Annotated in this window: 26 protein-coding genes; 10 read left to right on the top strand and 16 right to left on the bottom strand. The window is 60.0% G+C overall.

Translation table 11 applies throughout. The features are described from left to right. Window positions 1–76 precede the first annotated feature (76 nt). The gene (locus L8V22_RS06825) at window positions 77–406 is read right to left on the bottom strand and encodes a hypothetical protein (protein WP_238801681.1); all 330 of its coding nucleotides are present in this window, start codon (window positions 404–406) and stop codon (window positions 77–79) included. A 170-nt stretch (window positions 407–576) separates the two neighbouring features. Here L8V22_RS06825 and L8V22_RS06820 point away from each other — a divergent pair, with 170 nt between their 5' ends. After that, a complete protein-coding gene (locus L8V22_RS06820) occupies window positions 577–1,242 on the top strand; it encodes a sugar O-acetyltransferase (protein WP_238801680.1) in 666 nt (221 codons plus the stop codon). Next, window positions 1,243–3,510: an ATP-dependent RNA helicase gene (locus tag L8V22_RS06815; RefSeq protein ID WP_238801679.1), complete on the top strand. Its 2,268-nt coding sequence runs from the start codon at window positions 1,243–1,245 to the stop codon at window positions 3,508–3,510. Here L8V22_RS06815 and L8V22_RS06810 read toward each other — a convergent pair whose 3' ends face one another. Further along, window positions 3,511–4,281: a TSUP family transporter gene (locus L8V22_RS06810; protein WP_238801678.1), complete on the bottom strand. Its 771-nt coding sequence runs from the start codon at window positions 4,279–4,281 to the stop codon at window positions 3,511–3,513. It lies immediately after the preceding gene. A 113-nt stretch (window positions 4,282–4,394) separates the two neighbouring features. On the opposite strand from L8V22_RS06810, the gene L8V22_RS06805 reads away from it, so the two are divergent. Further along, window positions 4,395–5,486, top strand: a complete 1,092-nt coding sequence (locus tag L8V22_RS06805) for an AbrB family transcriptional regulator (protein WP_238801677.1) — start codon at window positions 4,395–4,397, stop codon at window positions 5,484–5,486. On the opposite strand, the gene L8V22_RS06800 is transcribed toward L8V22_RS06805, so the two are convergent. Both L8V22_RS06800 and L8V22_RS06795 read right to left on the bottom strand, forming a co-directional pair. After that, entirely contained in the window at window positions 5,483–7,153 is a 1,671-nt protein-coding gene (locus L8V22_RS06800; protein ID WP_238801676.1) for a DUF885 domain-containing protein, read from the bottom strand. The genes L8V22_RS06805 and L8V22_RS06800 overlap by 4 nt on opposite strands. Window positions 7,154–7,222: 69 nt before the next feature. Then, window positions 7,223–7,792, bottom strand: a complete 570-nt coding sequence (locus L8V22_RS06795) for an LOG family protein (RefSeq protein ID WP_238801675.1) — start codon at window positions 7,790–7,792, stop codon at window positions 7,223–7,225. Between the two features lie 108 nt (window positions 7,793–7,900). On the opposite strand from L8V22_RS06795, the gene L8V22_RS06790 reads away from it, so the two are divergent. Then, window positions 7,901–9,034: an ROK family transcriptional regulator gene (locus L8V22_RS06790; protein ID WP_238801674.1), complete on the top strand. Its 1,134-nt coding sequence runs from the start codon at window positions 7,901–7,903 to the stop codon at window positions 9,032–9,034. Here the strand turns inward: L8V22_RS06790 and L8V22_RS06785 are convergent. The 6 genes from L8V22_RS06785 to amn form a co-directional block, all read right to left on the bottom strand. Then, window positions 9,017–9,613, bottom strand: a complete 597-nt coding sequence (locus tag L8V22_RS06785) for an HAD-IA family hydrolase (protein ID WP_238801673.1) — start codon at window positions 9,611–9,613, stop codon at window positions 9,017–9,019. The genes L8V22_RS06790 and L8V22_RS06785 overlap by 18 nt on opposite strands. A gap of 13 nt (window positions 9,614–9,626) precedes the next feature. Further along, on the bottom strand, window positions 9,627–9,980 hold the full coding sequence (locus L8V22_RS06780; protein ID WP_238801672.1) for a hypothetical protein: 354 nt from the start codon (window positions 9,978–9,980) through the stop codon (window positions 9,627–9,629). 82 nt (window positions 9,981–10,062) lie between these two features. After that, window positions 10,063–10,563, bottom strand: a complete 501-nt coding sequence (locus L8V22_RS06775) for a ferritin (RefSeq protein ID WP_238801671.1) — start codon at window positions 10,561–10,563, stop codon at window positions 10,063–10,065. Between the two features lie 285 nt (window positions 10,564–10,848). Beyond that, window positions 10,849–12,330: a SulP family inorganic anion transporter gene (locus L8V22_RS06770; protein WP_238801670.1), complete on the bottom strand. Its 1,482-nt coding sequence runs from the start codon at window positions 12,328–12,330 to the stop codon at window positions 10,849–10,851. 21 nt (window positions 12,331–12,351) lie between these two features. Then, complete coding sequence (locus L8V22_RS06765; protein WP_005326355.1) at window positions 12,352–12,864, bottom strand: phosphoribosyltransferase; 513 nt, start codon at window positions 12,862–12,864, stop codon at window positions 12,352–12,354. A gap of 73 nt (window positions 12,865–12,937) precedes the next feature. Then, a complete protein-coding gene (gene amn, locus L8V22_RS06760; RefSeq protein WP_238801669.1) occupies window positions 12,938–14,341 on the bottom strand; it encodes an AMP nucleosidase in 1,404 nt (467 codons plus the stop codon). Between the two features lie 354 nt (window positions 14,342–14,695). Here amn and L8V22_RS06755 point away from each other — a divergent pair, with 354 nt between their 5' ends. Then, complete coding sequence (locus L8V22_RS06755; protein WP_238801668.1) at window positions 14,696–15,685, top strand: lipase family alpha/beta hydrolase; 990 nt, start codon at window positions 14,696–14,698, stop codon at window positions 15,683–15,685. Here the strand turns inward: L8V22_RS06755 and L8V22_RS06750 are convergent, their stop codons facing one another. The 3 genes from L8V22_RS06750 to bioB are packed head-to-tail and all read right to left on the bottom strand — an operon-like array spanning window position 15,686 to window position 17,872. Then, window positions 15,686–16,609 (bottom strand): Sir2 family NAD-dependent protein deacetylase, encoded by a 924-nt coding sequence (locus L8V22_RS06750; protein WP_238801667.1) that lies wholly within the window; start codon window positions 16,607–16,609, stop codon window positions 15,686–15,688. A 10-nt stretch (window positions 16,610–16,619) separates the two neighbouring features. Beyond that, window positions 16,620–16,892, bottom strand: a complete 273-nt coding sequence (gene bsaP / locus L8V22_RS06745) for a biotin synthase auxiliary protein BsaP (protein ID WP_238801666.1) — start codon at window positions 16,890–16,892, stop codon at window positions 16,620–16,622. Then, entirely contained in the window at window positions 16,892–17,872 is a 981-nt protein-coding gene (gene bioB, locus L8V22_RS06740) for a biotin synthase BioB (RefSeq protein WP_034655643.1), read from the bottom strand. Before bioB ends, bsaP begins: the two co-directional genes overlap by 1 nt. A gap of 77 nt (window positions 17,873–17,949) precedes the next feature. Between bioB and L8V22_RS06735 the strand changes: the two genes are divergently transcribed. Together L8V22_RS06735 and L8V22_RS06730 are read left to right on the top strand one after the other, a co-directional pair. After that, the gene (locus tag L8V22_RS06735) at window positions 17,950–19,260 is read left to right on the top strand and encodes a M20/M25/M40 family metallo-hydrolase (RefSeq protein ID WP_238801665.1); all 1,311 of its coding nucleotides are present in this window, start codon (window positions 17,950–17,952) and stop codon (window positions 19,258–19,260) included. Between the two features lie 13 nt (window positions 19,261–19,273). Then, entirely contained in the window at window positions 19,274–19,723 is a 450-nt protein-coding gene (locus tag L8V22_RS06730; protein WP_238801664.1) for a hypothetical protein, read from the top strand. On the opposite strand, the gene L8V22_RS06725 is transcribed toward L8V22_RS06730, so the two are convergent. The 3 genes from L8V22_RS06725 to L8V22_RS06715 are packed head-to-tail and all read right to left on the bottom strand — an operon-like array spanning window position 19,720 to window position 21,207. After that, window positions 19,720–20,025: a CHY zinc finger protein gene (locus tag L8V22_RS06725; RefSeq protein ID WP_238801663.1), complete on the bottom strand. Its 306-nt coding sequence runs from the start codon at window positions 20,023–20,025 to the stop codon at window positions 19,720–19,722. The two genes, L8V22_RS06730 and L8V22_RS06725, sit on opposite strands and share 4 nt — an antisense overlap. After that, window positions 20,003–20,842: a hypothetical protein gene (locus L8V22_RS06720; protein ID WP_238801662.1), complete on the bottom strand. Its 840-nt coding sequence runs from the start codon at window positions 20,840–20,842 to the stop codon at window positions 20,003–20,005. The genes L8V22_RS06725 and L8V22_RS06720 overlap by 23 nt, the downstream gene beginning before the upstream one ends. Further along, entirely contained in the window at window positions 20,842–21,207 is a 366-nt protein-coding gene (locus L8V22_RS06715) for a heme transporter (protein ID WP_238801661.1), read from the bottom strand. Before L8V22_RS06715 ends, L8V22_RS06720 begins: the two co-directional genes overlap by 1 nt. A 118-nt stretch (window positions 21,208–21,325) precedes the next feature. On the opposite strand from L8V22_RS06715, the gene L8V22_RS06710 reads away from it, so the two are divergent. From L8V22_RS06710 to L8V22_RS06700, 3 genes are all read left to right on the top strand, one after another. Then, window positions 21,326–21,760, top strand: coding sequence for a hypothetical protein (locus L8V22_RS06710; RefSeq protein ID WP_238801660.1), 435 nt, complete (start codon window positions 21,326–21,328; stop codon window positions 21,758–21,760). Next, window positions 21,757–22,557, top strand: a complete 801-nt coding sequence (locus L8V22_RS06705) for a PrsW family glutamic-type intramembrane protease (RefSeq protein ID WP_238801659.1) — start codon at window positions 21,757–21,759, stop codon at window positions 22,555–22,557. Before L8V22_RS06710 ends, L8V22_RS06705 begins: the two co-directional genes overlap by 4 nt. A 95-nt stretch (window positions 22,558–22,652) precedes the next feature. Continuing rightward, a complete protein-coding gene (locus tag L8V22_RS06700) occupies window positions 22,653–23,849 on the top strand; it encodes an HNH endonuclease signature motif containing protein (RefSeq protein ID WP_238801658.1) in 1,197 nt (398 codons plus the stop codon). Window positions 23,850–23,854 lie beyond the last annotated feature (5 nt).

Genomic DNA, 23,854 nt, shown 5'->3' with positions numbered 1-23,854 from the left:
TGAAATAGCCCTCCTCCCCAGGTGCAGAATTCACCTCATCGATAACGTCATACTTGCGGTGTGAAGATTGCGGCAGCTAGCGCTGGGGGTCTTCCAATTCCCTTATCCAGAAGTTCATCATCTCACCGTTAGGATCCGGGGAGGAAAACACTTCGCTCGCTATTTCCCTAGGAGACCAACTATCCGGAAGGTCTTGAAATCCTGCGCCGAGCTTTCCAAGCGTCACTGCTGAGGAGTTTTTGACTGCGCTAAGGATGGTAACGACATCGTCATACGTAGCATAAAACGAGTTTTTCCCATTCGCCCCAGTTGCATCAGCAATACAGATCCAGTCATTGAGTTCCGCCATATCGCTCAAAATATTATCGACGATTTTTCTTGAATCTGTTTCCATATGCTCACTCATTGTGCTTGGCCTTCTACTTACACTCAACCTTAACTCTGAGAATTAGAAACCGCTTTGGCAATATCGTCTACAAATTTTATCGAGCCAACAAAAGCGGCATGTGAGTTTGTGTTTTACCGGAATCTAAGGGATTTTCGCAGATACTTATTAAGCACCACTCACCCTCTACAATGACACCCATGGATGCACAGGAGCGGCAGAACTTGGAACGCTACGGCTCATGGGAGCGGATGACTGGTGGGGAGTGGTTTCTGCCGAGCATGCCGGAGGCGAAGGAAGAGCACCAGCGCACTTTTCGATTGGTTAAGCAGCTCAACGAACTACAGAATACGGACCAAGAGCGTGCCGAAGGCATCCTGCGCGAGATACTGCCGGAAGAATCTTCGGTGCCGGGCCTGCACGTGCCGCTCAACCTTGAGTACGGCTGCAACCTCGTATGCGGCGAGCGCGTCTTCATTAATTTTGGCGCTACCATTTTGGCCCAGGCCGCGGTCACGCTCGGCAATGGCGTCATGGTCGGCCCCAATTGCTCCCTGATTACGATGGGGCATCCGGTAAACGATCATGAGATGCGCGCCGGCGGCTGGGAGATAGCCAAGCCCATCACTATCGGTGATAATACGTGGCTCGGTGCTAATGTCACCGTGCTGCCGGGCATCACGATTGGAAAGAACTGCGTTATAGGCGCAGGCACGCTTATTACCACCGATATCCCGGATAATTCGCTGGTCCTGGGTTCCCCCGGCCGCGTGGTGCGCAAGCTGGAAGACAATGAGGAAGCCTGGGAGCGCCAGGATCTCAACGGCCCTGTCGAGGGTTTTGGAGCCGCCAACTAAATGTTTGATCTCGCTCGCATCGGCGCGGGACTTCCCGTAGCCGAGACCATCGATTCGCTACCTAGCACCGGAAACGTCGTCATCCAGGCCCCGCCCGGTACGGGTAAAACCACGCTCGTGCCACCGGCGCTGGCCAATCACGCGGCAGGACGCGGCAAGGTCATCGTCACCGCCCCACGCCGTGTGGCCGTGCGCGCGGCCGCGCAGCGCCTGAGTACCCTCAGCGGTACCCCGGACAAGGTCGGTTTCGCCATCCGGGGCGAGTCCCGCAGGGGCAGCGACGTCGAGTTCGTCACGCCGGGCGTGCTGCTGCGGCGCCTGCTAAAGGATCCGGAACTCGAGGGCGTAGCCACCGTTGCCATCGATGAGGTCCACGAGCGCCAGCTCGATACGGATCTGGTGCTGGGCATGTGCCTGGAACTGGCCGAGCTACGCGAGGACTTCCGCGTCATCGCCATGTCCGCCACCGTGGATGCGCAGCGCTTTTCCCAGCTTATGGACGCCCCCGTCCACGTCACCGAGGCGGTCACCCATCCGCTCGACATCCAGTACGCCCCCATGCCGGGCAGGGCGGCGGGAACGAGGGAGTTTTATGGGGACGTCGCCAAGCAGGCAGCCCGCCAGCAAGAATCAACGCTGGTCTTTGTGCCCGGCGTGCGCGAAGTCAACCTCGTGTGCGATGCCTTAGCAGGCCATAATGTGTTTCCGCTGCATGGCAAGCAAACCACCGCGGAGCAAGACGCCGCGCTGTATACCGATGAACAGCGCATCGTCGTGGCTACCTCTATCGCGGAGTCCTCGCTTACCGTGCCGGGCGTGCGCGTGGTGGTAGATGCCGGGCTTTCCCGCATTCCCCGGCGCGACGCCCAACGCGGCATGTCCGGGCTAGTGACGGTTTCTACCTCAAAGTCGAGTGCTGATCAGCGCGCTGGTCGTGCCGGCCGTGAGGCACCAGGCACCGTGATTCGCTGCTATTCGCAGGACGATTACCAGCACTTTTCCCCACACACCACCCCGGAGATCCTCTCCGCGGACCTCACCCAGGCCGCGCTGTTTCTGGACTGCTGGGCCGCAGGCCCGGACTTCCCGCTGCTCGATCCGCCCCCGGCCCAGGCCCTCGCATCCGCACAGGCAACGCTCAAGCGCATTGGCGCCACGCAAGAACTCGCCCTCCTGCCCACCGATCCGCGCCTCGGCGCCTCCTTGCTCCGCCACGGCAACCAGGCCGCGCCCATTATCGCCTCGCTTGCTGACGCCCCCTTAACCCCCGATCTCACTCGTCACCACCCACCGCAGAGGGAGGTCAAGCGGCTTGCACGTCTCGTAGAGGATCTCGGCCCGGCTGATCCCGGGGAGGTCGTAGCCACCGCCTTTCCCGAGCAGGTGGCCAAGCGCATGGGCGAAGATTACCTGCTGGCCAGCGGCACCCGCGCGCGCCTGCTCGATAACTCGGGCTTGGCCGGAGCGCCGTGGCTTGCCATCGCGGAGGTCTCCTTGTCCAATGCGGGCAATGCCATCATCCGCTCGGCCGCTCGCATCGAGGAATCGGCTGCCCTGGCGGCCATCGGCGTCACCGAGGAAACCCGCGCTTTCCTGCGCGATGGCCGCGTGCGCGGCGTCAAGGTCAAGGCCGCGGGCGCCATCACCCTTTCTGAGACCCCGGTTAAAGTCACGGGCCCCGCAGCCGAGGAGGCGCTTGCCGCCGGCATCCGTGAAGAAGGCCTAGGACTTTTTACCTTCAGCGAAAAGGCCCAAAGGTTAAAAGACCGCCTGCGCCACCTGCACTCCCACTTTGGCGAACCGTGGCCCGACGTCGATTCCGCGGATCCCGCCGAGTGGCTCGGGCCCGAATTACATCGCATCGCCGAGGGCACTCCCGCCGCCAAGCTAGACATGTACCCCGCGCTGCAACGCCTCCTTCCCTGGCCGGAAGCCACCCACCTGGACGAGCTCGCCCCCGAGCGCCTTCCGGTGCCCTCCGGCCGCGATGCCATAATCGACTGGTCCGGCGATCGCCCCGTGGTTCATATCAAGCTGCAGGAATGCTTTGGACTGGCCGAATCCCCCGAATACTGTGGCCACCGCGTGCAATTCCACCTACTCTCCCCCGCTGGGCGTCCGCTCGCGGTGACCGATGATCTCGCCAGCTTCTGGTCCGGACCCTATGCTGGCGTGCGCGCCGATATGCGCGGGCGTTACCCCAAGCACCCCTGGCCGGAGGACCCGTGGAATGCGATTGCTACCGCGCGCACCAAGAATCGGATGTAGCTAACCCCATTGCTGCCAGCCCAGGTAGCAGCTCATGACCACGACTAGGGTAAGTAACGCGTAGCGGATGAATTTGGCACCGCCGCCGAGTACGGTACGAGCGCCGAGAAGTGCGCCGGCGATATTGGCTACGCCGAGCACGATGCCAAGCGTCCACCACACGTGCCCGCCAATAATGAACACGATGAGCGCGCCGAGGTTGGTAGCTGTATTGACTACCTTGGCCATGGCCGCAGAGGTCAAGAAGTTCTGCGCAAAAATAGAGGTAAAGGCCATGATCAAAAACATGCCGGTACCAGGGCCAAAGATGCCATCATAAAAGGAAATGATGCCGGAGAGTAACAGGACCACGACACTCCGCCAACCGCCACGGGTGCCGGCCGAATCGCTGCTGCCAAAGTCCGGTTTGAAGGCAACGAAGATACCCACGGTAACCATGAGCACGATGATGATGGGCCGCATGACGTCTTTATCGAGGCTCGAGGCCACGCTGGCCCCCAACCCGGAGCAGACCAGCGCGATGAGGATGAAGCGCGCCATTTCTGCCTTGTCCAGCTTCACCTTGCGCGCAAGGGTCACGGCAGCGGATCCGGTGCCAGTCACCGCGGCGAGCTTACTAGTGCCCAAAGCGGCGGCCGGAGCAAGGCCCGGCAGGACCGCCAGCAGCATCGGAATCAAGATCAATCCGCCACCGCCGATGACCGCATCGACCCACCCCGCGGCCGCGGTACCAAAGAAGAGAATTACCCACTGCACCACATCGATTTCCATGCCCCCGATCATAAATCTTGAATGATGTAAGGTGATAACCCGCCTACCGGCCTCCCCATAGTGGAGTAAAAGAAGGCATTATACTTTTGTCGCAGCAGAACTAGGAGGCTCGCATGGCCGCACAGCAGGAAGGCACCGGGCTTAGTGCCCATACCGTGGCACGGTGGGCCATTGTCGTTCCGGCATCGGTCGTATTGGGCTGGCTGTTTAGCATGTGGCACGTACCTGCGGCCTGGATCTTGGCAGCGATCCTCTCCTCCGGCGCCATGGCGCTTTTTACTGGGGAAGATCTGCGTGTGAACCGGAGTTTTTATAGCATGTCGCGTGGTTTTATCGGCATGATGGCTGCCATCCCGCTGACCGTGGTACCGGTGGGCCAATTGCTTGGCTTCCTGCCTGCCGCCCTGACGATCTCCTTTGTGACACTGATGGTAGGCGTTATCGGCGGCCAACTCTTACACCGCGCGCAGCCGCACGATGTCTCCTCCGAAACCGGCATTTTATCCATGCTGCCGGGCGGTGCGTCCCTCATGCCCGCGCTTGCCGACGAACTCGGTGCCGACTTCCGCTACGTCGCCCTCACCCAATACCTGCGCCTGTTAGTAGTCTCGGTATCGCTACCGGCCGTGGTCGCCTTATTGGACACGCCTGCCGGCGAAGGAGCGGATCTTTCGGTCGACGGCGAAACTACCTGGTGGATAGTTGCCCTAGTGATTGCCATTGCCTGCATAGGAGAAAAGGTAGGCAAGTTCCTCCATCTCCCCGCCGCCGCGGTACTCGGGCCCTTGCTGCTGACGGTTCTAGCCTCTTTCGTGTTGCCGGAGGGCCACACGCTCGAACCGCTCTATGCCTTTAAGGTGATGGCCTTTTTGTCCATTGGTTGGGTCTGCGGCGGTGGGCTTTCGCTGCCGGCGCTCAAGGCCTTTGCCAAGCAATTGCCCGCCACAGTTCTTTTCATCATGGTCATCATCGGCATCTGCGCGGCCACCGCTTGGCCGCTAACCAAGTGGCTGCACATCACTTACTTCGAGGCCTACCTGGCCACCAGTCCCGGCGCGCTAGAGACAGTACTCGCACTCTCGGCGGAGGGCGGGGCCGGCCCAGCGGTCATCGCAGTCCAGCTCACCCGCCTCATCGCGGTACTGGTCGTAGCGGGCTACTTGCCACAGCTGCTACGCCTGGCCCAGCGACTGCTGCGCCGCTAGTTATCCAAGACGGACTCACGCAGAACGGACATCGGCACGGAGCCAAGGGCGAGGGCCTCGGAGTGGAACTCGCGCGCGCTCATCCCCTGCTTCTCGGCCGCGGCGCGGGTCTCCTGCCACAGGCGCTGGCCCAAAGCATAGGAGGGCGCCTGGCCCGGCCAGCCGAGGTAGCGATTGACCTCAAAATTGAGGTTCGCATCATCCATGGCGGTGTTTTCACGCATGAAGGTCTTCACGTGCGCCTTGTCCCACACGCCGGACGTCGAGCAATCCGGCAACTGCTTGCCCAAGTGCAATCCGATGTCCACGACCACGCGGGCGGCGCGCAGGCGCTGCGCATCCAACATGCCCATACGGAAGCCCGGATCATCCATATAGCCCAGCTCGGCCATGAGCTGCTCGGCGTAGAGCGCCCAACCCTCGCCATGACCAGAGTTCCACGTCACCGCGCGGCGCCACAGGTTGAGATCCTCCTGCACCAGCGCGGAACCTAGCTGCAGGTGGTGGCCTGGCACGCCCTCGTGGTGAACGGTGGTCAGCTCTTGCCAGGTGTGGAAGGTGTCTTGGCCTTCTGGCACGGACCACCACATGCGGCCCGGGCGGGAGAAGTCATCGCTCGGCGGGGTATAGAAGATGCCGCCGGTACCGGCCGGATCGATGCAGCACTCGATCTCTTCTACTTCTTCCGGAATATCAAATTCTTTGCCGTTGAGCTCTGCGATGACGCCATCGGCGGTAGATTGCATCCACTCCACCAAGGCATCGGTGCCGCGCAGGGTATAGCGCTCCTCGTGGTTGAGCTTGCGCATCGCCGCGCGTACCGAGCAATCGGAACCATAGAGCTCGTGGGCAATCTTTTCCTGCTCCGCGCGCAGGGTGCGCACCTGGTCAAGCCCCCATTCATAGGCCTCATCGAGGTTGACGGCATCGCCCACAAAGAGCTTGGAAAAGCGTTCGTAGCGCTCGCGGCCCACGGCATCCTTCGTGGGGGCTTGGGGCTGCAGATCATTGGACAGCCAATCGGAAAATTCGCCAAATGCCTCCTTGGCTTGCTCTACCTCGGCGGAGTCGGCATCGAGGCCGAGGGACTCGAGCATCGAGTCGGCGTCCGCAAGCCGCTCGCACTGCACAATGACCTCTGAAATCTGGCGGTGTGGTGCCACCATGCCGTGGGAGGCCGCCTCTTCCAGGGAGCTGCGGTAGCCGGCCAAAGAGTTCTTCACCTGGGATAGGCGGGAGCGAATAGCATCGCGGTCCTCCTCCGTATCCTGCGGCATCAGCAGCAGGGTATCGCGAATGGTCTGCACCGGTGAGGCGATATTATTCAGGCAGCGCATATCCTCGCTGTGGTGGTGCAAATCTAGATCGAGGCAAAGTCGATCGCGTAGGACGGCCGCGGTGACGTAGTCCACCTCATCAAAGTCATCCTCATCATCGGATTCGTCGGTGGTGTCATCCAGGGCGTCCAAGTCCGCAACCATCTCACGGGTGCGATCCGCGATGGCGGTGAAGTATTCGGGGGAGAAATCCTGCAATTCGCCCTCGTAGCCGTCAATTCCCCACGCGGTGGCATCGGTGGGGGAAAGCTCGGCTAGGTCGTGAACGAAGTTATCGCACGAAGCGTCCAGTAGAGAAGGCTGGCGCTTAGCGGTCTGCTCAGAACTCATAACGAGGAAGTCTATCCCTAAGTATCGGCTATAGGCCACCCGGGGAGGCTGAAGTTGCGAACTTGTTAACTAATCGTTGTCCCACTTTGTGCCGGGATAGTTCCAGTGGCTGAATTCATCCAGGATGTCCTGCGGTTTCTCTTTCATTACCAGCGCGTCTACAAAGCGCGGCAAGATAAAGCCGGATTCGGCCATGGCGGCGTACATGGCGTAGAAAGGGTGCCAAAATTCCTCGGTATTAACTAGGCCTACCGGGCCGCGGAGGTGGCCCAGCTGCTGCAGGGTGAGCACCTCAGTAAGTTCCTCGAGGGTGCCAACTCCGCCGGGGAGGCAAATATAGGCATCGGCGAGCTGCTCCATGCGGGTCTTGCGCTCGGCCATAGAGCCCACCACCTCTAGGGTGGTCAGGCCGGGGTGGGAAATCTCCAGATCCACCAGTGACTGCGGCATCACACCAGTGACGGTGCCGCCAGCCGCCAGGCAGGCCTGCGCTACCTCGCGCATCAAGCCGATATTGCCGCCACCATAGACCAGGTTCAGGCCGCGTCGGGCCAGCTCTGCGCCCAATTCCTGTGCCGCTTGAGTGTAGGCCGGGGAGTTTCCTGTTGCTGAACCACAATAAACCGCTACTGACTGCATGCTCTCCAGCATAGATATCTGTGCCCCCACCACCACCTTTAGACTATTCGGTACATGAAACTTTTATCAGGTTAGACAAAGCAGTCTGGGATGATTATACTCCTTTTTATGATCAAATCTGGCCCAGTGTTCACGCGGCCCCGCACGCCGGCCGCAAAGTGCCTTCATTTGGTGCGCCTGAACCCGATCATCACCCGAAGCGAGCTGGTGGAAGCCACCGGGCTTTCCCAGCCCACCATCACGCGCGCTACTACTTCCCTACTCAACGCGGGCCTCATCCAGGAACGCACCGACCTCACCCAGTCCCGTGGGCGCGGCCGGCCAACCGTGCCGCTTGAGGCGGCCGATAATGACTGGGCGCTCGGCGGCATCTCCGTGGGCACCAAGCAGACCTACATCGGCCTCTATGACATCAAGGGCCGCACCTTAAGCGAAGAAGAGTTGGCCACGCCGGTAGCAAACCTCAGCGAGGATGACTTCCTCGAGCACATCATGGCCGGCATCAATCGCATGATGACCAACCTGAACCACCGCTTAGTCTCCCTGGGCGTGACCACCTCCGGCACCGTGGATGACAACGGCCTGGTCACCGCGGAAAACCTCAACTGGCACGGTGTGGACATCGCCGAACGCCTGCGCTTCCAGTTCGGCGTACCCGTAGTAGTCTCCTCCGCGATCCCAGCTATTTTGGGTTCCGAAACCCAAGCGGCCGAGATTGGCACCAGCGAGCGCGTTCTGGTGCTCTTCGCGGATGATTCCATCGGCTCGGCGCTCTCCGTAGAGGACGAGGTCAGCCCCATTATTCCCGTGCCGCAAACGCACTCTGAGCTCCTTGGCCACGGCGCCTCCGAGCACCTGCTGGCCACCCGGCACGTCCTGGAGCAGGTACGCCACGAGGGCGTGGAGGCAGCCACGCTTGCCGACGCCGCCCAGATCGCCGACTCCAACCCCACCGTCCGCGCCATTTTGGACGAGCGCGCCCGCCAATTGGGCGCCATCACCGCGGAACTGGTCAAAGCCCACTGCCCGGCCACCGTGGTCATCGCCGGCGGCGCGTTTACCGACGACCCGAAGGCCCCCAAGCAATTCGCCGCCACCGTCCGCGCCACCGCAGGCGATGAGTTGCAGCTGCGCATGATCCCCAGCCATAAGGAGATTGTCCGCGCGGTAGCCCGCACCGTGGCCACCGACCAGCTCCTGCGCCAACCGCTGGAGCTAGGCCGCTCACTCCAGTGTGCTTAGCACCTCACGTACCGAGTCGATGCCGCGAAAGAGGTGGGCATTGAGCCCGCAGTAGCTAGCACCCTCCACGTAGTCGATGCGGTCATCAAAAAAGTGAGTATCCTTCGGCTGCGCAGAAAGAGCATCCACGGCCACGCGGTAGGCCTCTGGGTGCGGCTTGGCCACGCCAATATCGCAGCTGAAGGTCACCGCCGCGCAGTCCTCTAGCCAGGTATGCTTCTGTCGCACCTGACCTGCCAGCGTGGTGGGAATATTGGACAAGATGCCCACGCAATAGCCTTCCCCGATAAGCCCCTTGACCAGAGCCACCATCTCCGGGTCCGCCTCCAATAGTCCGCGGTTTTCGCGCGCTACCGCCTCCGCGACGGGTATCTCCCCCAGCCCGGCCCGAGCGGCTACCTCGTTCCAATAATGGCTATCGCTAAAGATGCCGGCATCATAGTCTGGGCGGAAGAACCCGTAGGCCTCCCACATCGCCTCCGCATCTGATGGCGCGAGGAGGCCCTCCAAGGCTGCATGACTTTCTGGGGTGGCCGGGCGCATGAGTACGCCGTACATATCAAAAAGGAGTTTGGGCATAACGAGGGCCAGTTTATGCGCGTTTCGGTGCCTGAGTCAGCACAGCCACAATTCCCACGCCCGCACCAGCGACAAAGACGGGCAGCATCGCGGAGACTTGTTCCATAGACAAGGCGAAAATGCCGCCGATCGCACTGATAAGCAGCATGCCACCAAGGCTATACAGCGAGCGAGTAACCACACCGCGCTTGCCCGCGGCACCGTAAACTAACAGCGCGAGCCCGGCGAACGGCCCGAGCATCAGCGCCGCCGTGGTCAGGAATACTCCCAAGGCCACGTGGGTGGACATAATCGCCGCTCCCACGATGAGAAAAAGCGCCAGAATCAAAAGCGTCATGGCGCAGAAAGCCTTGCGTTGTGTTGACATAGAAACAATCCTCCCATGGCACTGCAGTGCCATGGGAGGATTAACCTAAATCTTGATGGGTTTGTTATTCACCCAGGCGCGCTTAGGCAGCGCCACCTTCGGTACGACCAGCCAGGCGCTCATCAATGCGCAGCAGGCCAGAGCCGTCATTTCCTACCAGCTTGATCTGGTCCAGAATCTCAGAAACGGTAGCCTCTTCCTCTACCTGCTCGCTCAAGAACCAGTCAACGAGCTGGCGGGATTCCAGGTCCTGTGCCTCCAGCGCCGCGCGAGCGATGGTGCGGATTTCCTCGGAGACCTTCTGCTCGTGCTCCAGGGAAGCCTGGAACGCATCCTGCGGGTTAGCGGCCTTCACGGAACCAACCGGGATGTCAGTGAGCTCTACGCGGTAACCGCGGGAGAGCAAGTGGTCCGCAATCTTCTCGGCGTGCCCGCGCTCTTCAGCGGCCTGACCCATGAACCAATCGCGCATACCTGGGAAGGAGAGGTTGTCCATCTCGAAGGCCAGCTGGGTATAGACCATGGAAGCGCCGTACTCGCTAATGACCTGGTTATTCAGGAGGGTTTGCAGTTTCTCGTCCATTGTAAAAACCTTTCTGTGCAGGGAAATCAATAAGTGCTAAGCACCACACTACCGAAGATTCTCCCGCAATCCAGCAAGGCCTACTTAAGTAAACTTGCACGTCATTATGCTTTTTTAGATTGGATAACCTAAGTTAGCCAAGACAAAGCTAGCCATCGGGCGCAGGCAAAGTTCCCCTAAGAACGCGAGGTCATCGCGGATCCTTTGCATTTACGCCAACGCGAACTCAAGGTCAGCTCGGCGCCCACTACTTAAGCTCCCGCACCCCAGTCCATAAATGTGATTTTAATCACCTAGGCGGCCGCTAAGGCGATTAAGGCGCTGCGCGCTCGCTCCTTCCAGACCACGGAACTCTACCTCGATGCCTCGCTCGGCGTACTTCTTCTGCACCGCATCCAGCGTCGCCACCGTAGAGGCATCCCATACCTCGGCCTCGGTCATATCCACCAGCACGCGCTGGGCATCCAGCGTGTAGTCGAAGGCGTAGACCAAATCATTGGAGGAGGCGAAAAAGAGTTGGCCGCGCACCGCATACGCGGCATCGCTTACTTGCTCTACCTGCACCAGATGCGCCACGCGGCGAGCAAAACCAATGGATGCTGCCACCACACCAAGCACCACGCCGACCGCCAAGTTATGCGTAGCCAGCGTGCCTACCACCGTCACCAGCATCACCAGCGTTTCTGATAGCGGCATGAGCTTAAGCGTGCGCGGGTGAACCGAATGCCAATCCACCGTAGTTGCGGCCACGATGATCATCACCGCCACCAGCGCAGCCATCGGAATGCGGCCGACGGTCTCGCCAAGAAGAAGGCAGAGGATGAGGAGGAAGACGCCCGCGAGGAACGTCGACAAGCGCGTGCGCGCCTGGGATGCCTTCACGCCGATCATGGTCTGGCCAATCATGGCGCACACGCCCATACCGCCGATGGCCGCGGCGAGGATGTTACCCACGCCCTGACCAAAGGACTCGCGCGTTTTATCGGAGTGGGTATCCGTAATGTCATCCACCAGCTTGGCCGTTAGCAGCGATTCCATGAGCCCCACCAGCGCCATACCGAAGGCATAGGGCGCAATAAGCCGCACGGTATCCAGGTTCCACGGAATATCCGGCACGAAAAGCCCCGGCAGCGAGGTAGGCAGCTCGCCTTGGTCCGCCACATCGGGGACCTTCCACCCGGCCGCGACCGCAATAATGCTGACCACCACAATGGTAACGAGCGGGGCGGGAATCACCGTGGTCAGCCGTGGTAGCCCCAGCATGATGGCTAGGCCGATGGCCACCAACACATAGACCATCCACGGCACATTACTAAGGTGCGGCAGCTGCGTAGTAAACATCATGATTCCCAGCGCATTCACAAACCCCGTCATCACCGAGCGCGGGATAAAGCGCATGAGCTTGGCGACGCCCACCGCGGCCAGCACCACCTGCATGATTCCCGCCAAGAGCACCGCGGCGACCACGTAGTCATGACCATGTTCATGTGCGAGCGGAGAGACCACGAGCGCCACCGCGCCGGCCGCTGCGGAAATCATCGCCGGCCGGCCACCGGTAAAGGCAATGGACATTGCCATCACGACGGAGGAAAACAATCCCACCCGCGGGTCCAAACCCGCAAGGATGGAAAAGCTTAAGACCTCCGGGATCAAAGCAAGCGCCACCGCGAGTCCGCCAAAGACTTCCTTGCGCAGACGAGCAGGCGAGGAAAATGCATAACGGAAACTGGCGATGACGCCGGTTGGGGCAGGCTGTTCTTTAATCACGCCTGCACATCATAGTGGACTTTAGGAGCCTTCCTTAAAGGAGCCGTCCGCAGTGATGACCGGCAGCACGGACCAGGCGAAGTTGATCCACTGATCGGTCTTCTTCCACGAAAAGTCCGGTTCAAAGATGGTCTTCGGCTTGGTGTAAATGACGGCCGAGCGTACCTCGTCTGCGGTTTCCTTAAGCAGATTAACCACCAGATCCAGGGTCTTTCCAGAATCCGCGACGTCATCGACGACCAATACCTTCTTGCCCTTCAGCGAATCCGTGTCCAGCTGCGGGGACAAGATGATCGGCTCCTCCAGGGTCTGTCCGATATCGGTATAGAACTCCACATTGATAGCACCCATGGCCTTGACACCGATGGCATAACCAATAGCACCGGCTGGGATCAGGCCGCCGCGGGCGACGCCCACGATGAGGTCAGGGAACCAACCAGATTCCACAATCTGTTCCGACAGGTTACGGCTCGCCTCGCCGAAGACCTCCCAGGTGAGGTTTTCCCGGTCCGGGTGGATCCAATTTTCAGTCACGATTGTGTGGCTCCTTTTGCGTCATGGGATTTCTTTGTAGTTTAACGAGCATTGCCTGCCAAAGAAAAGGCACCTACCGGAATGGAACCTCGCCCAAAGTCCGGCGCAGCTTGCGCGTGCGCAGGCGCTCCGGATTTTCGGCTAGATGCTCCATCGCACGCACCGCGCACATCACGTGAGCTTCTTTCGAATTGGAATAGAAGGCTTGCGCCTGGGCCGGCAGCTTCGGCACCGCGTGCAGCGGCAGGTCAGAGACCGAAAGAAGAGTTCCATAAGGAACGCGGTAGCGATAGCCATTGGCCGCGAGCGTGCAGGATTCCATATCTACAGCCACCGCGGTGGAGGTACGCAGCCACTCCCACAGATCCCGGTTAGTGCGCCACTCCCAATTGCGATCATCGGTGGAGAGCACCGTACCGGTGCGCATGAGCGAGTTATCGTCGCCATATACCGCCTTCACCGCAGACTCGAGCATGCGCTGTACCTCTGGAATCGCCGGGATGGGAGAGGTCGCCGCAACCTTTTGGTCCAAGATGTGGTCATTGCGCTGGTAGGCATTGCCCAAAATCAAATCTCCGATGCGCATGCGGCCGTCCATGCCAGCGCAGTGGCCGATCATGATCCAGGCCTCCGGCCGCAGCACCGCCAAGCAATCCGTGATCGTCTTGGCATTCGAGGGCCCTACGCCAATGTTGATCATGGTGATGCCATCACCACCGGCAGTAACAAGATCAAAGCGCGGCATTTGGTACCGGGAGGTCAAGGTCAGACCATCCACATCGAGGTCCACCGCATCATTGGGATGGATGGTCTCGCCATTGGGCAGCACCAAGGCGGTATAACGCGAGTCTTCCCTAGTCAGCTCGCGCAAACCGAATTTCACAAACTCGGTGGTGTGCATCGCGTAGTTAGTAAACAAAATGTATTTCTGCACCGTATCGACCTCGATGCCGGTGTAGTGCTCGATGCGTGCACACGCAATGTCAAAGCGCTGGGCGCCAAAATGAAAAAGCGGCTTCTCCGCACCGTGAAAGGCATCCCATTCGCCATCAATGATTGCATCATTGACCTCATCCAGCGTCGGACGCGGAATGGGCCCGCGTTCCTGCGGGGCTTTTCTTGTGTCCTTGATGTACTCCGGTGGAATGCGCTGGTCGGATTGGCCAACAAAGATATCGCACGGATAATTCCCCGCCAGGCGAGTCAGCTGCTCGTGCAGGTAGTCCCGAATGATGTGCGGCTTGGAGATTACCGCCGAGTACTTGCCGGCCTCGTTAACGTAGCCGAAGGGCTCGGAACGATCGATCGGCTGCCATTTGCGGATATCCACCGTGACCTTGGGATAAACCACATAGCGATAGTCATCAAGGTTTCCTGATTCCAAAGTCTTGCGCGCAAGCTCGCAGGAATTCTCGTAAATCTCGATCAGGCGGTTTACCGCCTCATCAACGGAGTGGACATGCTGCAGGTCGGTCATAAACGCGAGTGTAGCGGGGACTGCACAGCGCAGCAGTGGTTAAAGCATCTTAGTATCGATTAAGTCCCCCTTTCGCTCCTGATGCGTCTCAATTTTCGGCGCCTCACCCACAATCCCCAAGATGCTGCTTCTATAACGAAGGCCCGCCGACAGCGCATCGGCGGGCCTTCTCCCCATGACTAATCTCTCGGTACCCAAGGAGGGAGTGGAGCGCACCCTCCTGCAAGCACCGCCCGTGATTAGGCAAGCCTAAGTTTATTAACCTTTCGTAGGATGGTCAAGGGTTTGCCCATAAATTTCTTAACTCCTGACAAAAACACAGTTAACCTGCAATAACGAGTACAATCCGGAACCATGGCTGAGTTGAAATCCACTATTTCCGAACAACTCCGCAAATTCTGGCGTGCCAGCGAGAAGGAATTGACCGATTCCCCGCGTCGCGGTGTCGCCTCCCCTGCCGAAGCCACGGCACTGCGCGAGGAGGTCGCGGCCGAGATTGCGGACCTCATCAAAGCGCAAAAGGTCAAAACCAGCCCCGGCGATACCGCCCTCGACGCCGATGCGGCCGCCACCCTCCCGCTAGGCGCACGCATGAAGCCACGTGGGATCTTCGAAGATGACTGGGGCGCACGTCCTACCGCACAACGCCCCTGGCCGGTCATCCTCATCCACGGCACCTGCGATACCAAGGGCGTATGGCAAATCCTCGGCAATGAGCTGCGCCAAGACGGCTGGGCGGTCTTCGCCCCTGACTACGGCCGCCGCGCCACCCAACCCCTTGCAGAATCCGCCGAGCAACTCGATGCCTATATCCGCACCGTGCGCATGGTCACCGGCGCGAACAAGGTCATCCTCATCGGCCACTCGCAGGGCGGGCTCCTCGCCCGCTATTGGATGCGCATGATTGGCGGCGCCGAGCATGTCCTCCACCTGATGTGCATCAGCGCGCCAAACCACGGAACTACCTACGGCGGTATCGTCAGCCGCCTCATTCGCACCCCGCGCCAAGAGGCGGTAATGCGCTCCGTCATCGATGGCTGGTTTGGGCCGGCGGGAATGGACCAAATTGTTGGCAGCGAAGCGTTACGCGAGGCCAATCGCGATGGCGACTTGGAATCTGGCGTGAGCTATACCTGCATTGCCACGCGGTCTGATGCCGTCGTGGTCCCACCCGAAACCTGCTTCCTCGACCCCCGCGGCGTCGCCGAGGGCACCGTGCGAAATATTTATGTCCAAGACTTCGACCGCCGAGCAATGGTCATGCACGAAGATATGCCGATGGATAAGCGCGTCCACGCCATCGTGCGCACCATCTTGGAATTAGTAGAGACTATCCCCCGCTAGTTAAAGCTCCAGCTCATCAAGAACCGCGTCAAAGGCTGGGCCCACCTGCGTGCGCCACAGCGTATCCACCTTCTGATCACCCCGGCCAGGCCCACCATTGATGACGGCCACGCGCTTGCCCTGCTTCTTCGCCTCCAGCACAAAGCGATACCCGCTCATTACCGCAAGAGAGGACCCAGCGACCAGCAGCGAGCGGGCCTGGCGCAGCACAGCAAAAGCAGCATCGCGGCGCTTAGCCGGCACAGGCTCGCCAAAGTAGACCACGTCCGGTTTCAATAATTCCGATCCACACCGCTCGCATCCGGCCATGCGAAACGCTGCCACGTCGGCTTCATCCAGGGTCACGTCACCATCCGGATTCACTTGGTCCGCCTCCACCACTAGGCGCTCCAAGTACCCCGGATTTGCTGCGGCCAAGCGCGCATCGAAATGCGTCCGCGCCTCCCGATATCCGCACATCAGACACACGACGGTTTCCATATCGCCATGCAGCGCCACCAAGTTCGCGGTCCCGGCCTGTTTATGCAGTCCATCAACGTTTTGGGTAACCACGCCATTAACCAGCCCGGCGCGCTCCAGTTCCACCAGCGCGTAGTGCGTGCGATTCGGCGCGGCAGAATCCATGACTCGCCACCCCACAAAGCTGCGGGCCCAATACCTATGGCTCGCAGCCGGGTCGTGGCGAAATTCTTGATAGGTCATCGGCCGGTGCCTACTGAGCGAGCCGCGCGGTCCCCGGTAATCCGGCACGCCCGACTCCGTCGACACCCCAGCCCCAGTCAGCACCATAACTGGACCCTCGCGCAGCTGCTTGACGACGTCCCCTAAAGCCCTCCCCGGCTCCGTATGCGGCGCCGATTCCTCTACCACTCGGGCAATCGAGCGCAGCGCTAACTGGTGCGCAAGGGAGACGGCTGGATCCATGCTCCCGATGCTAGCTTTCGGGCAAGTGCTCTACGTATAGCCACTCCGAATCCAGCTCCCCGTGGCGCGAGCACTTGGTATGCCAGCCATCGGGGCGTACCTGGGCCACCATACGGCGGCCGCAGATCTGACAGTAGCGCGGCACATCGAGGCCAGCTGCGGCTGCAGGGTGCAGCGTAAAGACCTCCTCAATCGGCTTGCCGGTATTCGGATGGAAAATCGGCTCGTCCCCAGCCAGAACGGCAGTGGCCAATTCGGAAGTCGGCTCGGATAAACCAGCCACTACAGGGCCTTAATCGGCAGATCGATGCGGTTCAACATGTCCACATCCTTTTCAATCTGCTGGCCCAAGGTGGTCAGGTAGTTGCCGGCAATGATGGCGTTGATGCCGCCGAGCAGGCCGCGCTCCGTGCCGTCGTCGCCAAGCGAAAGCTCGCGGCCACCAGCAAAGCGCAAGGTGGTAGACGGCATAGCCAAGCGGAATGCCGCCACGGCGCGCAGGCCTTCACCCAGCGGAACCAGCGGACGGTCCGCAAATGGGGTGCCCGGGCGCGGATCCAGGAAGTTCATCGGCACCTCGCAGGGATCAATTTCTGCCAGCTGCGCGGCGAACTCGGCGCGCTGCTCCAAAGACTCGCCCATGCCGATGATGCCGCCGCAGCAGACCTCCATGCCTACCTCGCGCACATAGTCGAGGGTCTGCTTGCGCTCCTCCCAGGTGTGGGTGGTGACCACATTGGGAAAGAAGGAGCGGGACGTCTCCAGGTTGTGGTTATAACGCTGCGCGCCCATATCCTTCAGGCGCTGCGCCTGCTCGCGGGTCAGGGTGCCCAGGGAGCAGGAAATCTCAATATCGACGGCGTCATTAATCGCTGCAATCGCCTCGCCTACCTGGTCCAGTAGCCGATCATCCGGGGACTTCACCGCGGCGACGATGCAGAACTCAGTAGCGCCGGTCTTGGCGGTCTTCTGTGCCGCTTCCACCAGCTCAGGGATGTTGAGGCGCACGGCGCGCACTGGGGACTCGAAGAGGCCGGACTGAGAACAGAAGTGGCAATCTTCTGGGCAGCCGCCAGTTTTAATGGAGATAATGCCTTCCACCGATACGTCTGGACCACACCACTTCAGGCGGGTCTGGTGGGCGATATCGGCGATTTCCTCCAATTGGGAATCCGGAACCTGTAGTACTTGCAGCAGTTCTTCCTGGTTGAGGCCTTTGCCTTGCTCCAGTGCTTTTTCGCGGGCGATGTCAATAATGCTCATAGTGTGAACCATACTTGAACAGCGTTCAGCTTTGGTTAAAATCACATAAAATTTTTCCCAGCGTTAGGCTCGATAGCATGACGCTTTATGATGACACCCTCTCCCTCCTCCAAGAACTTATCCGCAATGCCTGCGTAAACGACCTCACCCCGGACTCCGGCCACGAGGTACGCAATGCGGATAGCTTAGAAAAATTCTTCGCGGGCGAAGACGTGCAGATTGAGCGCTTCGAGTCCCACCCGGGCCGTGTTTCCATCGTCGTGACCGTCCCCGGCGATCCGGACAAGGAACCGCTGACCCTCATGGGACATACCGACGTCGTCCCCGTCGACGAACCTAAATGGACCAAGCCTCCCTTCGAGGCACTCATCGAAGACGGCAAGCTCTACGGCCGCGGTTCCGTAGACATGCTATTTATTACCGCCACCATGGCCGCCGTCACGCGCGAGGTTGCCCGCGCCGGCAACACGGGCGGCACCCTCGCCTTTGTCGGCATGGCCGATGAGGAGGCCCGCGGCGGTCTCGGCGTGCGCTTTATGTCTGAGAACCACCCCGATGCCTTTTCCTGGAAGAACTGCTTATCTGAAACTGGCGGCAGCCACCTGCCCGGCGCGGTGGGTTTCAACGTGGGTGAAAAGGGCGCCGGCCAGCGCCGCCTGCATGTGCACGGCGATGCCGGCCACGGCTCCACTCCTTATGGTAAGGACTTTGCCATCGTAAAGATCGGTGAGGTAGCTCGCCGCATCGCCACCGCTGAGCCGCCCACAGCCTCCAATGAAATCTGGGAGGGCTTTGTGCGCACCTTCAAATTTGACCCCCAGACGGAGCAGGAGCTTATCGACGGCACCGGTGACTATTCCAAGTTCGGCAACCTCGACGCCTACGCGCATGCCTTTAGCCATACCACCATCGCCGAGACCGTCCTGCGCGCCGGCGGCGCCATTAACGTGCTGCCCTCACATGCCTACTTGGAAATGGATGTGCGCCCCTTCCCCGGCCAGACCCAGGAGGATCTGGATGACTTCCTGCGCAGCGCGCTTGGAGACATGGCCGATGAGGTAGAAATCGAACACCTCATTACTGAAGATGCCACGCAATCCTCCACCGATACCAAGCTGTGGCGCGCCATTGAGGCCACCTCCAAGGAATTCTTCCCAGATAAGGCCGTCGTCCCAGTTCACGCCACCGGCGGCTCGGATCTGCGCTTTGCTCGGCGCAAGGGTGGCAACGCCTATGGCTTTGCCATGCACGCCGAGGGACGCGATATGGCTAGCGCCAATTCGCAGCTGCACAGCCACGACGAGCACCTCTACTTGGAGGACCTCGAGCTCACCGTGCGCGCCTACCGCAGCCTGGTCAATCGCTTCCTTGGCCTGTCACAGGAATAACAAGTGTGGCGAGATGCCTGCCGGCCAGATTTCCTGTTCCCAGGCGAAGCAGTACTGGACCAACTCCGCTGACTACAACCAGAAGAAGCCCCAGGCCCTCGCCGTTGCCACCGTGCACCCACGCGGCAACGAGGTTCGCGACGCCATCGGCCGCATGGATGAAGCCATTGCCCGCTGCGGCCTAAACGGCACCACCGGTCAGGGCAAGCCGGTCAACACTGGCGGCCAGCGCGGCAATGCTCCCGCACCAAAGCCGGCTCCGGCTCCGTCCCCGGCGCCAGCCAAGAACACCAAGGTCATCGAGCTGGGCACCATCCCTGGCCAGCCGACTGTCGACGTCCCATTCTTGGGCCAGACCTTCCACATCCCGGACGCGGCCAAGATTGCCCAAAACGCTGTATCCCAGTTCCAGCTGCCGCAGATTCCGCAAATCCAGCAGCTACAGCAGCTGTCTTCTTTCTAGCGGTCTAGCTGAAAATAGATCCCGGCATGCGCGCTGCAGCCGGGATTAAATTTATGCCCGCAGTGGGGACACGCCGGCACGGCGGAATTTGCGTGGTAGTTCATCTCGGTGCGGCAGGAACCGCAGAGGACTGAGGGGGCGTCGGCAAGCAGGGGCCCAAACTCATGATCCATGAGCTCGGCATGGCACAGCGCGCAAGAAAAATACTTCCCGCAGGTAGCGCACTTATTGGCCACCACGTCTAGCGGGGAATGCCAATGCTTACACCGGCCCTCCACATCAATCGCGCCGTGAATCTTCATGCTCGTCAGCATACGCGTCGCCCTGTTGCCACTGCTGCTTCTTTTCTGCAGACTTTTTGGCATTGCGCACAGCTTGTATGCCCACCACGATGGCAATGATGATAGGCACCCACACCTTGCTGTAATCCATCAAGATTACGAGCCAATCGGGCGGATCGATATCGATATTGAAGTCGATATTGGGCACGGGAAGCTCAATCTGCGGCAACTCCGGCACGGGGAGCGCGATATCCGGCAGGTTGATGTCCGGCAGCTCCCAATCCGGCAGCAACCGGGACAAGACGCGGCTAATAATCGGCCCCAGCACGATGACGCCAATGGCCCAGCCGGACTTTCCCAAACCGCCTAATAGTGGGTACAGCACCCGCTTGAAGGAGCTGTCTTCCATAGCGCGGCGGCGCTTCTCCCCCAGTGAGCCCTGCGGCGGATCCAGGGCAACTGCCTCCTCACCATCGCGATAGTAGACGTCTAGGAGCTCACCAAAAGGAGAGGCTTGGATATCCAGATAAGGTTTGCTGCGCGAGGCTGAATTCTCAAAAAGAGTGAGGTCTTTTTCTATCTTCTTCTTGAGCGAATATCGACCCGCACGGGGCCGATCATGGCGGCTGCGAACCTGCCCGTTCACCACAATCTGCAGGCGTGGGCTAGGATTCTTCCGCCACAGCTGAAGACGCTTCGGCAGCGAGGCATCGCCCGGCACCGGGGTAAAATCCTTCGCCTTCTTCGGCCACTCACCCAGCTCAGCGAATTCGGCGTCGTATCCGCGCTGCACCTCGATGGTGCCCACCTCGGGGTGCTCTAGGCGCCACGTCTCCATTAGTTATTCCCTGCCTTGGAGCTCACCACGGCACCCAGCTTGCTCGCGGCCCATGCCAGGAATACCAGCACTGGGAGATAAATCCACGTCCCTTCATTGAAATACAGGGACATAGCGGCAAAATAGGCCAGCCCAGTCACACAGAAGATGGTCCAGGAGGCGCGGAAAGTGGCACCGTCGACAAGAGCAATGATCACCGTCAGCACGGCCATGAGGATGACTAGGAAAAGGCCGGAGACAAGGTGGTAGACAGCGGGCGGAACAACGATGAAAACAGCAGCGATGGCGATGGGCGCCCACCATTGCCACCAGACGCGGCTGGGCTCGTCTTTCGTTTCCGTTTCTTCCTCTAGCTCCTCAAACACGCACCCAACCTAGCACAGGACTTGGCAGAACTTATGGGGCAGAAATCCTCCCTTTGGTCCGCCTAATCCCCCTTGCGGAGGATACCGCGCTGAGCAGGGCATACCTAGCGTTGAGTGTATGAAAAGCACACCACTCATCCTCGCGGCGGGCGCGATATTTGGTGCCATCTACGGCACCAATGCGCTCCTGCCAGATATATACGACAACCCCACCTCTGAGGTGCAGGTCGGCTCGGCCCGCATCCCCGGGCTATCCTGCACGGCAGAAGATGGCTCCACCAGCAGTGAACCACGCTGGGACTGTGACGGCACCCAGATCCGCGCTAAAGAAGTCGGCGTACAGGACAAAGACCAAGCCACCCGCCGGTACCTCCGGGAAATGGGGGAAGGTACGGCCATGCCGGAAGGAGACATCGACCGCGACGGGGATAAGCGCACGCTTAGCGATGGCGACCTCGTAGCCATCAGCATTGAGGGCGATGGCCCCACCACGTTCCTCTCCTTGCACGGACCGCGGGCTGAAGAACTTGCCCAGGAGGTAGAAAAGGCATGAAGAATCTGTGCTGGCTATCTATCGCTTTCGGTCTGGTAGTTTCCGGCTTTTTCTTGGCCGATCGCCGTTTTACCGAGGTTGGGCTCATCGGTGCGCTTATCTGCGCTGGCTTGACGCTTGGACTGGGATTCTGGTGGTTTAGGCCGCGGCCGATGTGGCAGGGCATCCTATGGGGTGCGCTCGCCCAGCCGGTGGTGGTGAGCCTCAACGATCAGATGGTGGGGATCTCGGACAAGCTGGGGCTCACGCACCTAGACGCGGCCTTCTACTCGCCGCTTCCGGAAGAAACCATCAAGCTCCTCGGCGTCGTTATTATTATTGCGGCTTTTGGAAACGTGAAGCATCCCTACCAAGCCGCCGCGATCGGCATGGCGGTAGGCCTTGGTTTTGATGCCATGGAAAATGTGCCGTTCATCCTCAACGCGGCCATCGATAACTTGGACGGCGACCTCTGGGGCGCCATTATTACCGGCACCGGGCGAATCCTCACTGGTGCCTTTAGCCATGCGCTGTATACGGGGGTTGCGGCATGGGACGTCGGCAAGCTCTATGCGGGGGCACGCCACGGATACTGGCAGGTGGCCGGATTCTGGCTGGCCGCCATCGCCCTGCATACCCTATTCAATGCCTCGACCATCATTGCGGGTGATTGGCCGGTGACCATTCTCCTTATCGCCCTCATCACGTGGACACTGGTCATTTGGGGCCTGCGTTTCATGCGCAAGCAAGATAGGAAATATACGGCACAAAGAAGCGAAATTGCTCAGCCCGCCAAGGATCCAGAATATAGTTCTTGAGCTGCGAAAATACGAAAGCAAAGGCTCGTGTCCGAGGGGTGTTATAAGGTGCAAATCGTACACAAGTTCACACGATAATTTAGGTACGATGCGCCATGGAAGAACCTTACTTTTCCACGACCAATACCACCGACCCCACCACACGCTCAGCCTTTGAAATGCGAAAGGCGGAATACGAGTTCTGGCTAAGCCAAGTCCCCGATCTCGATTCTGATTTCGAATTAGTCACCCAATCCCTCTACCGCACCACCGGCGTCAATGAAGGCCGGATTAGCCATATCCTCATGGCGCTGCACCGCTTGGAGGAGCTTCCTAAGCTCCAGGCGCTGCAGCACCGCCTCTACCACTTAGACCTCGACCGAATTATTGCCATCAATAAGTCCCTCAACCGCTTGGGCAACCCGACTCCAGAGGTAGTCGCGCGCATCGATGAACAGCTCACCGCCTACCTCACCCCTACCCGGCCGAACCAGACCATGCGTACGCAGGCGCAGATTAAGCGCAAACTCAACGAGCTCATCAACCTCGCCGATGACACATTGGCCGTCACCCAGGGCCCTACCCAGCCGCGCTACACCATGGAAAACTGGGGCGATAGCACCTCGGCGGTGACTTTGAGTGCGGACCCGGCGGTTATCGCGAGCGTCGATAAGTGCATCCGGCAGACCGCGCTGGAGCTAGATTGCTCGCTTGCCGACGCCGTCATTGCACTCCTCACCGGCCGCACCCAAGCCCCCGAGATCATCCTCAACGCCTACAAGGCCACCGACGTGCCCAATTCCCCGGCATTTATTGAGTCCGTAGGCTGGCTCGACCCGGCGCGCTCCAATGCGCTGCCCTACACTAAAATCCGGGAGATGGATCCTGACCACGAGGTCAAGGGCTATGTCACTCCCGCCGCCATGGCCGCGTATCTGGAAGGTTTCGACGGCACCTGCCGCTACCCTGGATGCAACCGACCAGCCACGGCCTGCCAGAAGGATCACCGCATCAACCATGCGGACGGCGGGCCGACCACGCCGGCAAACCTCGCCTGCTTATGCCAGCACCACCACAACGTAAAGACCGATGGCCGGGCCTTTTATGTCATGGATCCACATACGCGCGACATCATCTGGCTTTTTGAGGACGGCACCTGGACCACCACTGAACCCTCTGGCCCATTGGCGCAGAAGAACAAGAACTGGGTGCAGACCTTCGCCCAAACCATGACCTCCCACCGCGCCCGAGCATATGAAGAGGCACAAGAACTCATGCGCCAGCAGAAAACCACCCCTAGGGAGGAGGAATAAAACCA

Source organism: Corynebacterium yonathiae (assembly GCF_027570195.1).
In the GTDB taxonomy this organism is placed as follows: domain Bacteria; phylum Actinomycetota; class Actinomycetes; order Mycobacteriales; family Mycobacteriaceae; genus Corynebacterium; species Corynebacterium yonathiae.
The sequence above is the reverse complement of the archived record's forward strand: the minus strand, read 5'-3'. Positions and strand labels throughout refer to the sequence as shown.